Raw genomic sequence first — 14,781 nt, forward strand, 5'->3', positions numbered from 1 at the left:
CCCAGCGGAGCACTATCGAGGGTGTCGCAACTTCCATCGAGGTCGAGGGAAGTCCCAGTCGACGATAAGACACGAACGAAGCCGGGGCCACCGGTGTCCGGTGGCCCCGGCTCCGTGTCGAGCTGGATCAGCCGAGGTTCTTGTGGAAGAACGGCACCAGGCTCTCCAGCGCTTCGCCGGTGGGGCCGGGCTGGTCGTAAAGGTCGTAGTGCGAGGCACCCTCCACCACGACGAGCTGCTTCTCCTTCGACGCGGCACGACCGTAGAGCTCCATGCTCAACCGCTGCGACGCGAAGGCGCCGGGCTTGTCGCCGATGACGACACACAGCGGCTGGGTCAGGAAGACCTCGACGCGGTCATAAGCATCCCAGTCGGCGAGGGCGGCCTGGCGGCCGAAGTTGAAGCTGGTCTTGCCACCGGGGGCCTGACCACGATCAGTCTTGTAGTAGTCGGTGGCTTCGAGCACATCGATATCATTGACGCCCGCCTGCTTGGCCGCGTCGACCGACGGCGGCAGCAGATCGTTGATCACCTGGGCCGCACCGCGTGCCTCCGCGGTGCGCTGCGCGGCGATGGCCTCGAGCATGCCCATCGGGTTGTACTCCGAGAACCCCTCACGCATCAGCCGACCGACGTTGCTGCCGACCACGGTGCCCAGCGCCTTGATCCGGCGGTCGATCTTGGTGGCAGCCACGGCGTAACCCGCGCCACCGCAGATCGCCAGCACACCGATGTTGTCCGCGTCGACGTACGGCAGGGTCACGAGATGGTCGATCACGAAGCTGAAGTCGCTGGTCCGGAAACCGGGATCCTCGACCGAGCGCGGATCGCCACCACTGTCACCCTGGAAACTGGCGTCGAACGCCGCCACCACGAAGCCGGCCTCGGCCAGCGCCTTGCCGTAGATGTTGCCCGAGGTCTGCGCCTTGCAGCTGCCGGTGGGATGGGCGGAGACGATGGTGGGATACACCTTCGACTCGTCGAAACCCGGCGGGAAGTAGATATCGGTCGCGATGTCCCAGGCCCAGCCCTTGACCGCCACTGTCTTGATGTTGTCTGCCATGACCTTTCCTTCTCCCATTCGCTAGCTACTCACTGGCTATAACTACAAGCTACGGCCGCCTCAACGGTGATAGAAGGGCAGAACAGTGCCTAGGAAGAATCCTTCCCACTCTGACCCGATGTCGCCGACCGGAGCATGGGGGCACAGCTACCCGCCCGCTTCGCCTTCGATCGAACCGGTGATAGGACTGAACTGATGAGCGGCACCGCGTCGCTGACCGCCACTTCATGACGCGCGCTTCTGTCGAAAGGCCGGGCTGAGATCGGTTAAGTCGGTGCGATTTATAGTTAGATACGCATATCTCCACTTCTAACTATTCTGCCGACCCCACACGAAATCGAACCGAAACCATGGCTGGCAAGCAGCCTGCGCAGCAATTGAGCGAGAACACGGCTGCGGCAGCCATCTAGTTAGCCGCCTGATCGCTAGGTATTGAATCTCCCCCGCGTGTCGATATTCCGACACGCCGATGGCCGGGTGACCTGAACACAAGCGCCTACATGTGCGCAGCTGAGAGTCGGGGCTGAAGCGGTCCTGCGGAAACACCGAACTGCGACGCGACCAGTGGATCACCGTAAGGTGGGCCCGCAGTTGAGATTCGAACCCGCTGCTAGACCACCCAAGTGGATCGTGTCAGCGCGTTCCGTCTGTGACCGTTTTTGTGACCGTTTTGAGCGAGACACGCCGGTATCCGCGGTGATCTCCGGTGACGACGGAGGCCCGCATCGGATGTCTCCGATGCGGGGCCTCGAACGAAAAGTGCTGCTACGAGCTACTTTTCAATCACTCGCCATCACTACTTCTGCGCAGCCTTGAACTCACGACGGCGACGGTGCAGGATCGGCTCGGTGTAGCCGTTGGGCTGCTTGGTGCCTTCCAGGACCAGTTCCTTGGCGGCCTGGAACGCAATGGAGTCGTCGAAGTTCGGCGCCATCGGGCGGTAGGACTTGTCGCCCGCGTTCTGCCGGTCGACGACGGGGGCCATGCGCTCGAGGCTGGCGATCACGTCGGCCTCGGTGACGATGCCGTGGCGCAGCCAGTTGGCGACCAGCTGGCTCGAGATGCGCAGGGTGGCACGGTCTTCCATCAGGCCGATGTCGTTGATGTCGGGCACCTTGGAGCAACCGACACCGTGATCGATCCAGCGGACCACGTAGCCCAGGATGCCCTGGGAGTTGTTGTCCAGCTCCTGACGCTTCTCCTCGTCGGACCAGTCGGTGGACTGAGCCAGCGGGATCTCGAGGATCTGGTCGACGGTGGCGCGCGGGCCGCCCTTGGCGATCTCGGACTGCCGCTTGAACACGTCCACCTGGTGGTAGTGGGTGGCGTGCAGGGTGGCGGCGGTCGGCGAGGGCACCCACGCGGTGTTGGCGCCTGCCTTGGGGTGGCCGATCTTCTGCTCGAGCATGCCCGCCATCAGGTCGGGCATGGCCCACATGCCCTTGCCGATCTGAGCCTTGCCGGGCAGGCCCTTGGCCAGGCCGGTGTCGACGTTCCAGTCCTCGTAGGAGGTGATCCAGGTCTGGGTCTTCATCTCGGCCTTGCGGACCATCGGCCCGGCCTCCATGGAGGTGTGGATCTCGTCGCCGGTGCGGTCCAGGAAGCCGGTGTTGATGAACACCACGCGGTCCTTGGCGGCCTCGATCGAGGCGGCGAGGTTGACCGTGGTGCGGCGCTCCTCGTCCATGATGCCGACCTTGAGGGTGTTGCGGGTCAGGCCGAGGACGTCCTCGATCCGGCCGAACAGCTCGTTGGTGAATGCGGCCTCGTCGGGGCCGTGCATCTTCGGCTTCACGATGTAGACCGAGCCGGTGCGCGAGTTGAGGCGCTGGGTGTCGCCGTTGAGCGAATGGACGGCGATCAGCGAGGTGATCAGCCCGTCCATGATGCCCTCGGGGACCTCGTTGCCCTCGGCGTCGAGGATCGCGTCGGAAGTCATCAGGTGGCCGACGTTGCGGACGAACAGCAGCGAGCGGCCGTGCAGCACCAGTTCGGAACCGTCGAGCGCGGTGAAGACGCGGTCGGGGTTCATGGTGCGGGTGAAGGTCTTGCCGCCCTTGGTGACCTCTTCGGCCAGGTCGCCCTTCATCAGGCCGAGCCAGTTGCGGTAACAGACGACCTTGTCCTCGGCGTCGACCGCGGCGACCGAGTCCTCGAAGTCCATGATCGTGGTGAGCGCGGACTCGAGCACGATGTCTTTGACGCCTGCGGTGTCGGTGGAACCGATGGGCGAGGAGGGATCGATCTGAATCTCGATGTGCAGACCGTTGTGCTTGAGCAGCACCGAGGTGGGGGCCTCGGGGTCACCGAGGTAGCCGACCAGCTGCGAAGGATCGGCCAGGCCGATGTCGGTGCCGTCTTCCAGGCCGACCTCGAGCTCGCCGTCGACGATCTTGTAGTACGACGAGCCGATGTGCGAACCGGTGATCAGGGTGACGGCGTCGTCGAGGAAGTTGCGGCCCCACTCGATGACCTTGTCGCCGCGCACGCGGTTGTAGCCGGTGCCCTTCTCGGCGCCGTTGGCCTCGGAGATGGCGTCGGTGCCGTAGAGCGCGTCGTAGAGCGAACCCCAGCGCGCGTTGGCGGCGTTGATCGCGAACCGCGCGTTCATCACCGGCACCACGAGCTGCGGGCCCGCGGTGGTGGCGATCTCGGCGTCGACGTTGCCGGTGCCGATCTGGAACGGCGCGGGCTCGGGCCGCAGGTACCCGATCTCGGTGAGGAACTGCTTGTAGGCGCCCTTGTCGTAGTTCGCGCCGGGGCTCTCCTGGTGCCAGGCGTCGAGCTTGCCCTGGATCTCGTCGCGTTCGGCCAGCAGGGCACGGTTGCGCGGGGCAAGGTCGTTGATGACCTGTTCGGCGCCTGCCCAGAACGCGGCGGAATCTACGCCGGTACCGGGAAGCGCCTCGTTCTCGATGAAATCGTGGAGAACGCTCGCCACTCCGAGCCCGCCGACCTGAATCCGCTCTGTCATCTACTGCCTCACTTCGGTTGAAAACCGGCTGGAAAAAGTCGATGTCATGTTACCCGTGGGTACAGGTGACATCGCGTGTGGGTGGAACGCCCGGCGGACGTCACGCATTCCGCCACGCCGAATCGTCGGGGGCCGACGGCTGGGCGTGGCGAACCACCTCTCGATTGTAGGTTCCCGCCCACTGGCGTCGTGCCGGGCCGAACACGGGTACAGCAACCACCGGAGGTCCACAAAATGGCGAGGTGGACGCACTAACCTTCGTCGCATGGGTGCCCCCAGCAATCCCGGCGACGACAGCACGCCCGGCGGGGCGACACAACGGCCGATCCACCCGGTGGCCGACAAGCGCTCGGTGAACAAGCCCGTGTTCCTCACCGCCGCCGGGCTCGTGCTCGCCTTCGCGGTCTGGGCCCTGGCCTCGCCGACGAGCGCGGAGAGTGTCGTCGGCGAGGTGAAGACCTTCATCTCCACCTGGTTCGGCTGGTGGTACTTCGTGCTGGCCACCGTGATCCTCGGACTGGTCGTGTTCCTCGGCGCGGGCCGGTACGGCCGGTACCGGCTCGGGCCGGAAGAGTCGCGACCGGAGTACAGCCTGTTCTCCTGGACGTCGATGCTGTTCGCGGCGGGCATCGGCATCGACCTGATGTTCTTCTCCGTCGCCGAACCGGTCTACAACTACCTGCACCCGCCGGAGGGGCCAGCCCGGACCGACCACACCGCCCGCGAAGCGGTGACCTGGACGATCTTCCACTACGGCATCACCGGATGGGCGATGTACGCGCTGATGGGCGGTGCGCTGGCGTACTTCGCGTTCCGGCACAACCTGCCACTGACCATCCGCGCCGCCCTCTACCCGATCTTCGGCAAGCGGGTGCACGGGCGCTGGGGCGAAGCCATCGACGTGGCGGCGGTGCTCGGCACCATCTTCGGTATCGCCACTTCGCTGGGCATCGGCATCGTCCAGCTCAACTACGGCCTGCACGAACTGTTCGGCGTGCCACAGGGCAAGGCCGCCCAGATCGGGTTGATCGCCCTGTCGGTGGCGATCACCACCATCTCCGCGACCACCGGCGTGGACAAGGGCATCCGGCGGTTGTCCGAACTCAACGTCATCATGGCGATCGCCCTGTTGATCTACATCCTGGTGGCCGGTCGCACGTCGTTCCTGCTCAACGGGCTCACCCAGAACGCGGGCGACTACCTGTCGACGTTTCTGGACCGCACCCTGAACACCTTCGCGTGGGAACGCAATCCGGAGACGCCCAATCAGCCCTCGACGTGGCTCGACAGCTGGACGCTGTTCTTCTGGGCCTGGTGGGTGGCGTGGGCGCCGTTCGTCGGGCTGTTCCTCGCGCGCATCTCGCGCGGACGCACCCTGCGCCAGTTCATCTTCGGTGTGCTGGTCGTGCCGTTCAGCTTCACCCTGCTGTGGATCTCGGTGTTCGGCAACAGCGCGTTGCAGGTGGCGCGCACCGACGAGCAGTTCGCCGAACAGACCGCGGCCCGTGCCGAACTGGGCTTCTACTCCCTGCTCGAGCAGTACCCCGGCGCCACCTTCCTGCTCGGTATCGCCACCGTCACCGGGCTGCTGTTCTACGTGACCAGCGCCGATTCCGGCTCGCTCGTGATGGGCAATTTCACCTCGAAGCTGCCCGATCCGATGGCGGACTGCGCGCGGAGCACGCGCATCTTCTGGTCGGCCGCGATCGGGCTGCTCACCCTGTCGATGCTGTTCGCGGGAGCGGGCGGATCCATCACGACGTTGCAGAACGCGACGATCATCATGGGTCTGCCGTTCTCGTTCGTGCTGGCGCTGATCGGGATCGCCATGCTGCGCGCGGTGCGCAACGAGTCGTTCAAGATCGACAGCTACCGCGCCGCGTTGCCCAACGCCATCGCCGCGGGACGCGGACCGAGCGAGCACGGTAGCTGGCGGCGCAGACTGCTCGCCACCGTCCACTACCCCGGCCCGGCCTCGACCCGGAAGTTCCTGAACAACACCGTGGTCCCGGCCATGCGTGAGGTCTCCGAGGAGCTGGCCAGGATGGGACTCACCGCGCACGTCGACGAGTCGGGCACCCACGAGGGACTGCCGTATCCGAGGTTGATCGTCGACCAGGGCACCGAGACCGGTTTCGAATACGGGGTGTGGCCGGTTTCGGCGCCCGCGCCGTCGTACGCGGTGCTGGCCCAGCGCTCGGGTGACCGGTACTTCCGCTGCGAGGTGTACCTGGCGGAGGGCTCGCAGGGCTACGCGCTCAACGGGTACAGCCGCGAACAGGTGATCGGCGACATCCTCGACCAGTACGAACGTCATCTCGGCTATCTGTACCTGCGCCGCTCGGCCACTGATCACCACGAACCCGAATCCGTCGACACCGACGAATCGTGAAGGGACAACCATGAGCCAGACCCTCTACATCGATGGCACCTGGCGCGCGGCGGCGTCGGGCCTCACCCGTGAAATCCGCTGTCCGGCGGACAATTCCGTGGTCGGCACCGTCGCCGAGGCAGGACCGGAGGACACCGGGACCGCCATCACCGCCGCCCGGCGTGCCTTCGACACCGGACCGTGGCGCACCACCACCGCCGGGGAACGCGGTGATCTGCTGCTCGACATCGCCGACGCGATCGAGCGCAGACGCGAACAGTTCGTCGGCGCCGAGACCCTCGACACGGGCAAGCGGCCCTACGAGTCCGAGATCGACATGACCGATATCGAGAACTGCTTCCGGTACTTCGGCAAGCTCGCCGCCGAGGACGCGGGCCGGGTGGTCGACGCGGGCAACGCCGACATCGATGCGCGCATCGTCTACGAGCCGGTCGGGGTGTGCGGGCTCATCACACCGTGGAACTATCCGCTGTTGCAGGCCGCGTGGAAGGTGGCTCCGGCGCTGGCCGCTGGCAACACCTTCGTCCTCAAACCCGCCGAACTCACCCCGCACACCGCGATCCTGCTGATGACCGTCCTCGACGATCTCGGGGTTCCGCCGGGCGTGGCCAATCTCGTTCTCGGCGCCGGGCCGACGGCGGGTGCGCCGCTGTCATCGCATCCCGACGTCGACCTCGTGTCGTTCACCGGCGGGCTGTCCACGGGTCGCGTGATCGCCCGCGAGGCGGCGGCGACGGTGAAGAAGGTGGCTCTCGAGCTGGGCGGCAAGAATCCGAACATCGTCTTCGCCGACGCCTGCGACACCGACGAGCGCCTCGCTGTCTGCGTCGACAACGCCCTCAACGCGGCCTTCCTGCACTCCGGTCAGGTGTGTTCGGCGGGCGCGCGGCTGGTGATCGAGGAGTCGGCCCACGACCGGTTCGTCGACGAGTTGGTCCGACGCACCCGGCAGATCCGCCTCGGCCTGCCGTTCGCCGACGGCACCGAGACCGGCCCGCTGATCTCCTCCGCGCACCGCGACAAGGTGGCGGCCTATGTGGAGCAGGCCCGCGCGGACGGTGCCGATATCCGCACCGGCGGCACCTTCGCCGTCGGCGACCAGGGGTCGGGCACGCTCGACAACGGCTGGTTCTATCTGCCGACCGTCATCGATCGGGCGAATCGCACGATGGCGTGCGTGCACGACGAGGCCTTCGGGCCGACGGTCACGGTGGAGACCTTCACCACCGAGGAAGAGGCGATCGCCATCGCCAACGACACCGAATACGGCTTGGCGGGCGCGGTGTGGTCCAGCGATTCCGCGCGGGCGCGGCGGGTGGCGGCCCGGGTGCGCGCGGGCACGGTGTGGGTGAACGACTTCGGTCCGTATCTGCCGCAGGCCGAGTGGGGTGGTTTCGGTCGCTCCGGTGTCGGCCGCGAACTCGGGCCGTCCGGGCTGCACGAATATCGCGAGGCCAAGCACGTGTACGAGAACCTCCGGCCGGGGATCACCGGCTGGTTCGAGCTGCGGGAGGACCAGCGGTGAATTCCTACGACTATGTGATCGTCGGCGCCGGTTCGGCGGGTGCGGCGCTGGCCGCACGCTTGTCGGAAGACCCGTCGGTGACGGTGTGTCTGCTCGAGGCGGGCCCGTCCGATGTCGACGATCCGGCGATCCTTCGCCTGGACCGCTGGATGGAACTGCTGGAATCCGGCTACGACTGGGACTACCCGATCGAGCCGCAGGAGAACGGCAATTCGTTCATGCGCCACGCCAGGGCCAAGGTGCTCGGCGGCTGCTCGTCGCACAACAGCTGCATCGCGTTCTGGGCACCACGCGAGGACCTCGACAGCTGGGAACGCGAACACGGCGCGACCGGTTGGGGCGCGGACTCGGTGTACCGGCTCTACAGCCGCATCGAAACAAACGATGCCCCCGGCGAGCACCACGGTCGCAGCGGGCCGGTGCACATCATGACGGTGCCACCGAAGGACCCCTGCGGTGTGGCGGTGCTCGACGCCTGCGCGGAGGTCGGGATTCCGCGTGCGGAGTTCAATGCCGATCGCACGGTTGTCAACGGCGCCAACTTCTTCCAGATCAACAGCCGCACCGACGGCACCCGTTCCTCGTCGTCGGTGAGCTATCTGCACCCGATTCTGGACCGGCCGAATCTCACCATCCGGACGGGTGCGTGGGCCAAGCGGATTCTCATCGAGGACGGGCGCGCGGTCGGTGTGGAGTACACCGACAACGCTTTCGGCCGGTCCAGCCGGGTCACCGCCGAGCGCGAGGTGATCGTCTCGGCCGGGGCGATCGACTCACCGAAGCTGCTCATGCTGTCGGGGATCGGACCGGCAGATCACCTGCGCGAGAACGGGATCGAGGTGCTCGCCGACTCACCCGGCGTCGGGGCGCACCTGCAGGATCATCCCGAGGGGGTGATCGGCTTCGAGACCAAGCAGCCGATGGTGCGCACCTCGACGCAGTGGTGGGAGGCGGGCATCTTCACCACCACCGTGGACGGCCTCGACCGGCCCGATCTGATGATGCACTACGGTAGCGTTCCCTTCGACATGCATACCCTGCGCCAGGGGTATCCGACGGCCGAGAACACCTTCTGCCTCACGCCCAACGTCACCCACGCTCGTTCGCGCGGCACCGTGCGGTTGCGGTCGCGCGACTTCCGCGACAAGCCGCGCGTGGACCCGCGCTACTTCACCGACGCCGAGGGACACGACATGCGGGTGATGATCGCGGGGTTGCGGAAGGCCCGCGAAATCGCCTCCGCCGCAGCGCTTTCGGAGTGGGTCGAGCGGGAACTATACCCGGGACCACAAGTACGGACCGATGCCGAACTGGCCGACTACATCCGCCGCACCCACAACACCGTCTACCACCCGGTCGGAACTGTGCGGATGGGCGTACTCGACGACCCGATGAGCCCGCTCGACCCCGAACTGCGGGTGAAGGGTGTCGCGGGCCTGCGCGTGGCCGACGCCTCGGTGTTCCCGGAACACACCACGGTGAATCCGAACATCACCGTCATGTTGGTCGGCGAGCGGTGCGCTGAACTGGTGGCCGCCAGCCGAAAGTAGTTCACTCCGAGTCCACTCGCCGCACTTCGGTGGTCGCGGCGGTGACGACCGCGCCTGCCCGATCGCGCGGGCGTAGTTCGGCGAGTGGCCGACCGTCGCGGTCCACGAGTGTCGAGCGGGGCTCGTCGTCAGCGAAGGCGTGACTCTCCCCCCACTGCCGCAGCGCGACGACGACGGTGAACAGGTCCAGTCCAGCGGGCGTCAACTCGTAGACGTACCGTTTGCCGCTGGCGGTCGCGCTGGTGCCCAGGATGCCGTCGTCGACGAGTCGGCGGAGGCGGTCGGCGAGGATGTTGCGCGCGATCCCGAGCCGCTGCCGCAGCTCGGTGAACGACGCCGGTCCGTCCATGGCGTCGCGCACGATGAGCAGACTCCACCGATCACCCACCAGGTCGACAGTTCGCGCGACCGGGCAGGTGGCATCGGTCCATTCGCGGTCGTCACGGGTCATCGGAGCCATGAGCCACCTCCTGATTGGTTGCAATTCGAAACCATTATTGCTTACCTTTGATTTGGTTTCATTTTGCTACTCTTTGGAGGTCCGGTGGGTACACGACTGACGCGAGCACAACGGGTAACCCTGGCGGTGGTGTGCGCCGCGGCGGTCTCCACGATCTATGCGATCCAGCCGGTTCTCGCCGTGGCGGGGGCGGAATTGGGGCTGTCGCCGCAGTCGTCGGGTGTCTTGATCGCCGCCGGGCAGATCGGGTACTTCGCCGGGCTGATTCTGCTGGTCCCGCTCGGCGACCTGATGGACCGCCGTCGGCTCATCGGAGGCATGCTCACGCTCACCTCGGTCGGGGCCGCGATCACCGCCCTCGCGCCCACCGGTGTCGTCGCGGTCGGCGGGCTCGCGGTCGCCGGGGTGTTCGCGGTTGTCGTCCAGGTGACCGTGGCATATGTCGCCGCCGTTTCCGCGCCCGGTGAACGGGGCCGCAATATCGGCGCTGTCACCTCCGGCGTGGTGATGGGCATCCTCGGGGTCCGTGTCGTCGCCGGTCTGCTGGGTGACACGCTCGGCTGGCGGGCGGCCTATACGGCGCTCGCGGTGCTCTGCGCGATGCTCGCCGCCCTCACCCGGAAGTTTTTGAGCCCGGACATCAGAACCCGCGATGATCGGTACACCCAGGTGCTGCGGTCCACGGGACGGCTGGTTACCACGGACCGGCTGTTTCTGAGCCGGGGCTCGATCACCTTCTTCGTCTTCGCGTCCTTCGGATCGCTGTGGAGCGGCCTCGCGCTCCCCCTCGCTGCACACCCCTGGTCGTTGGGCACGACCGAGATCGGACTGTTCGGGCTGTTCGGTCTCGCGGGCGCTCTCGGCGCGGGCCGGGCCGGGCGGTGGGCCGATGCCGGTCACGCGCAGCGGGTCACCGGCTCGGCCCTGCTGGTGCTCGCCGTGTCCTGGTTGTTCATCGCGCGAACCGGGACAGCGGCACTGCTCGTCGTCGGCGCCGTACTGCTCGATTTCGCTGTCCAGGCTGTGCACGTGAGCAGTCAGCATGTGCTGACCACCGCACATCCCGACCGCGCGGGCAGCGTCATCGGCGCCTACATGGCCTTCTACTCACTGGGCTCCGCGCTCGGCGCGGTCACCACGACCTGGGCATACGCCATGTGGGGTTGGTGGGCGTCCTGCCTGTTCGGCGCGCTCTACGCCCTGGCCGGGTTCGCTGCGTGGGCGGTGGCCCAACTCGCACGCGTCGGCGTCACAGCTCCGCCGGAATCACTCTCGGCGCCGGTGGGATGCGCTGTCGCCGACCGAAAATAAATGAGCCGACATTCCGGACACGGTGTGTCACCATGATTCTCACGACGGTGTATCGCGTCAGGCGAGACCGGCAGAGCACGTAGAGAGGAGGAGACGACCGTGAAACCAGCTGTACGACAGCATGATTCGAAGTTCGGATATCAGAGCACCACCGAGACGCGCGAAGCCGGTCGTCTCCCCATCGCGCACTGAGCGCACCCCACCTCTCCCTTCCGCTCGCTTCTTCGAAACATGGTGATTCCGATGATGATTCGTCATGCCGTCGTGCCGACGGCGCCCGCTGCCGACAACTGGATACACAGCCGCGTGCTGGTGCTCAACGCCAGCTACGAGGCGCTCGACGAGATCACCGCCGATCGCGCGGTGACACTGCTGCTCAGCGGCGCCGCCGAATCCGTCATCGACCGGATGCCACGCTTCCCGATTCGTTCGCAGCACCTCGAGGTGGCGTTGCCGGAGACGATCCGGTTGCTGCGCTACGTCTACCTGGCGCATGTGCGGCCGGTCGGCGAAGACAGCCGCGCCACCCTGGCCGGGGTGCTGCGACGTGACAAGCACCGCTGCGGCTACTGCGCGAACTGGGCGGCCACCGTCGACCACATTCGCCCGCGCAGCCGAGGTGGTCCCAACACCTGGGGCAATCTCGTCGCCTGTTGCGCCCCCTGCAATACGGCAAAGGCCGACCGCACCCCGGAAGAGGCGGGGATGCGCCTGCTGTGGGAGCCCAAGGCCCCCGACCCGCTCGCCCGCACACAGCGCCGGATCTGGAAGGAGTACGCGCCGTGACCACCGCATTGACCGACCTGCTCACCCTGTCCGACTCCGGTCGGTGGCATCGCGCCGCCTGCCGGGGCGACCCCAACCACGAGGCGTGGTTTCCCTACCCGTCGCAGGACTTCGACTACGCCCGTCGCATCTGCGCCGGTTGCCCGTTGCTCGCGGGGTGCACCGAGTACGCGGCGCGCACCGGTCAGTCCGGGGTGTGGGGTGGCCGTGAATACGATCGCGGCCGCGTGATCCGCGAATGACCCACCGGGGGCCGGGCGTCGACCACGACGCCCGGCCCCCGGCCGTGAGCTGCGGCGATGCGACGAGGGATGCGCGGTGCGCCGCCCGGACCGTGAGTCCTTAAACTTGCCGCGTGGGTACACATCGCAGCGGGACCAGATCTCGAAGTATCAGCAAAGGTCCGGTTATCGCGGCAGCGGTGCTCGTGCTCGTGCTCGTAGCCGTGTTCGCCTGGTTCCAGCTGCGTGATCGCGCCGCCGAATCCGATGTGGCCGCCGCCGCGGAATGCGTGGAGGGGCCCGCCGCGCTCGATGTCACCGTCGACCCGGCCGTCGCCGGTCCGGTGCGCGCGGCCGCGGAACGGTTCAACGCGACCAAGCCGCGCGTGCGTGACCACTGCGCGCGCGTCGAGGTGACGGCCCGCCCGTCGGCGGCACTGGGCGGCGCGCTGGCCGATACCAGCACCTGGGATCCCGCGCTCGGCCCCAAGCCCGGACTGTGGATCGCCGATTCGAGCCGGTCGATCGAGCTGGTCCGGGTGCCCGGGCTGATCGAGGGCACCCCGGCCTCCATCGCGACGAGTCCCATCGTGCTCGCGGTGCCTGATCAGTTGCGACAGGCACTCGAACAGCACCAGATCACCTGGGCCGACCTGCCCCGATTGCAGCAGGGCTCGCTCGACGAGATCGGGCTGACCGGCTGGGGCGGGCTGCGGATGGCGCTGCCACCCGGTGACGCGACCACCGCGGCCGCTGCCGCGATCGGTTCCGCGGTGTCGGGCACCGACCCGCTCACCGAGCAGGCCGCCGCGTCCGGACAGGTGGTCGCCGCCATTTCCGGTCTGGCCGCCGCTGCCGAGAAGCCCGCCGACCTGACCACCGCGATGGCCGCGATCAGCGCGGATCCGGCCGCGAACGACATCCACGCCGTGGCCGCTACCGCCCAGCAACTGGGGACCGGCGGGCTCACCGCGTTCCGTCCGGCGGGCACCGCGCCGCTGGCGGATTACCCGGCGGCCGTGCTGTCCGGTCCGTGGGTCGATACGATCCAGAACCTCATCGCCTCGCGCTTCATCGACTTCCTGCGCGCCCCCGAGCAGGCGGCCGCCCTCGCCGCCGACGGTTTCGGCCCGGCCATCGGCTCGGCACCCGCCGATCCGGGCAAGGCGGCACTCGAGAAGGTGCGCACCACCATCGACAACCCTGTGCTCGGCGTGAATGCCACTGTGCTGCTCGATGTCTCGTCGTCCATGGGAGCCACCGACGGCTCGATGACGCGCCTCGCCACGTCGGGCGCCGCGCTCGCCTCGACCCTGCAGGTGATGCCGCCCGATTTCGGGCTCGGTCTGTGGACGTTCGGCAAGAACCTCGACGGAACCGACCCCTACCAGGTGAACGTGCCGACCGGCCTGCTCACCGACACCCAGCGCAATGCCGTGGGATCGGCGGTCACCTCACTGAAGGCGAGCACGGCGAGTACCGACCAGGCGTATCCGAGTCTGCTCGCGGCCTACCGCGCGGCGGTGGCGAACCACTCCCCCGGCCGCACCAATTCGATCCTGCTCATCACCGACGGACCGGACGACGATTCCTCGCTGACCGGCGCCGACCTGCTCGCCCAGATCGCGGCGGCCAACCAGCCGGGCAAGCCGGTGCGGGTGGACATCATCGTGGTCGGCGGCGAAGGCACCCAGACCTTGCAGGACTTGTCCGCACAGACGGGCGGCACCTACACCCGGATGCCGACCAGCAACGATATCGGCTTCGGAACGGCCGTGGTCAAGGCGCTGACCACCCCGTAGTCAGCCGCCCCAGACGGCTCGTAAAGGGTCGAGCGCCTCGTCCACATAGGCGGCTACGGGCCGGTCGCCGCCGTCGAGGAACCACTGCTCGAGCGCGGCGAGGTAGCCGAAGATGAGCGCGTTGGTCGCCACCTTGGCCTGCGCCTCGGTGAAGCGGCCGGTCGAGGCGAGCAGCGGTGACAGCCGCTGGCTGGTGCGGTCGGCCGAGGCATAGGCCGCGCGCCGAACCGAGGGTTCGGTGAAGTGATAGCGCAGGCTGCGCCGCCACGGGCCCGGTTCGGTGCCCGATTCGTTCGCGCCCGTGTCGTACTCGCGGACGGACCGGATGAGACTGCCTATCGGATCGTGCGGGTCGACGACCTTCGCGAGCTGTTCGTCGCTGAGGTTGTCGAACTCGTCGGCGACGATGATGCCCTCCTTGGTGCCGAAGAGCCGGTAGACCGTCGAGGGTGAGACCTCGGCCGCGGCGGCGACCTCCTCGATGGTGACCGCGGCGAAGCCCTTCGCGTCGAACAGGTCGAGGGCGCGTTCCTGAACGGTGTGCATGGCGTTGAGCCGCCAGCGTTCGCGTAGTCCAGCCATGTGGCCAGGTTATCAGGAAGTCACTGTCTGGTGACTGCCACTTTCATTCAGACATTGACTGTCTGTAACAACGCTCGTACAGTCGCTGTCTAGAGACAGTGACTTTCTGAATCGA

Annotated in this window: 11 protein-coding genes; 7 read left to right on the top strand and 4 right to left on the bottom strand. The window is 67.2% G+C overall.

All coding sequences use genetic code 11. The annotated features are described in order from the left end of the window. Positions 1-127: 127 nt before the first annotated feature. Entirely contained in the window at positions 128-1,063 is a 936-nt protein-coding gene (locus NC7_RS21370) for an alpha/beta hydrolase (protein WP_067985915.1), read from the bottom strand. Between the two features lie 796 nt (positions 1,064-1,859). Next, complete coding sequence (locus NC7_RS21375; RefSeq protein ID WP_067985917.1) at positions 1,860-4,037, bottom strand: malate synthase G; 2,178 nt, start codon at positions 4,035-4,037, stop codon at positions 1,860-1,862. Positions 4,038-4,302: 265 nt separating this feature from the next. Here NC7_RS21375 and betT point away from each other — a divergent pair, with 265 nt between their 5' ends. Genes betT through NC7_RS21390 form a run of 3 tightly spaced genes read left to right on the top strand, consistent with a single transcriptional unit; the run spans position 4,303 to position 9,504 of the window. Then, positions 4,303-6,429 (top strand): choline BCCT transporter BetT, encoded by a 2,127-nt coding sequence (gene betT / locus NC7_RS21380; RefSeq protein ID WP_084458671.1) that lies wholly within the window; start codon positions 4,303-4,305, stop codon positions 6,427-6,429. Positions 6,430-6,439: 10 nt separating this feature from the next. Beyond that, positions 6,440-7,954 carry an aldehyde dehydrogenase family protein gene (locus NC7_RS21385; protein WP_067985919.1) on the top strand — a complete coding sequence of 505 codons (1,515 nt, stop codon included), beginning with the start codon at positions 6,440-6,442 and terminating at the stop codon, positions 7,952-7,954. Further along, positions 7,951-9,504: a GMC family oxidoreductase gene (locus NC7_RS21390; RefSeq protein WP_067985922.1), complete on the top strand. Its 1,554-nt coding sequence runs from the start codon at positions 7,951-7,953 to the stop codon at positions 9,502-9,504. Before NC7_RS21385 ends, NC7_RS21390 begins: the two co-directional genes overlap by 4 nt. A 1-nt stretch (position 9,505) precedes the next feature. On the opposite strand, the gene NC7_RS21395 is transcribed toward NC7_RS21390, so the two are convergent. Next, positions 9,506-9,964, bottom strand: coding sequence for a winged helix-turn-helix transcriptional regulator (locus tag NC7_RS21395; RefSeq protein WP_067985924.1), 459 nt, complete (start codon positions 9,962-9,964; stop codon positions 9,506-9,508). Positions 9,965-10,048: 84 nt separating this feature from the next. Between NC7_RS21395 and NC7_RS21400 the strand changes: the two genes are divergently transcribed. The 4 genes from NC7_RS21400 to NC7_RS21415 all read left to right on the top strand — a co-directional run bounded on the left by NC7_RS21400 (position 10,049) and on the right by NC7_RS21415 (position 14,084). Beyond that, a complete protein-coding gene (locus NC7_RS21400) occupies positions 10,049-11,275 on the top strand; it encodes an MFS transporter (RefSeq protein WP_157102126.1) in 1,227 nt (408 codons plus the stop codon). 243 nt (positions 11,276-11,518) lie between these two features. Then, positions 11,519-12,061, top strand: a complete 543-nt coding sequence (locus NC7_RS21405) for an HNH endonuclease (RefSeq protein ID WP_067986282.1) — start codon at positions 11,519-11,521, stop codon at positions 12,059-12,061. Next, positions 12,058-12,303 (top strand): WhiB family transcriptional regulator, encoded by a 246-nt coding sequence (locus tag NC7_RS21410; protein WP_067488664.1) that lies wholly within the window; start codon positions 12,058-12,060, stop codon positions 12,301-12,303. Before NC7_RS21405 ends, NC7_RS21410 begins: the two co-directional genes overlap by 4 nt. 113 nt (positions 12,304-12,416) lie before the next feature. After that, the gene (locus NC7_RS21415) at positions 12,417-14,084 is read left to right on the top strand and encodes a substrate-binding domain-containing protein (RefSeq protein WP_084458672.1); all 1,668 of its coding nucleotides are present in this window, start codon (positions 12,417-12,419) and stop codon (positions 14,082-14,084) included. On the opposite strand, the gene NC7_RS21420 is transcribed toward NC7_RS21415, so the two are convergent. Beyond that, positions 14,085-14,666 carry a TetR/AcrR family transcriptional regulator gene (locus tag NC7_RS21420; RefSeq protein WP_067985926.1) on the bottom strand — a complete coding sequence of 194 codons (582 nt, stop codon included), beginning with the start codon at positions 14,664-14,666 and terminating at the stop codon, positions 14,085-14,087. Positions 14,667-14,781 lie beyond the last annotated feature (115 nt).

The organism is Nocardia caishijiensis NBRC 108228, assembly GCF_001612825.1.
Taxonomy (GTDB): domain Bacteria; phylum Actinomycetota; class Actinomycetes; order Mycobacteriales; family Mycobacteriaceae; genus Nocardia; species Nocardia caishijiensis.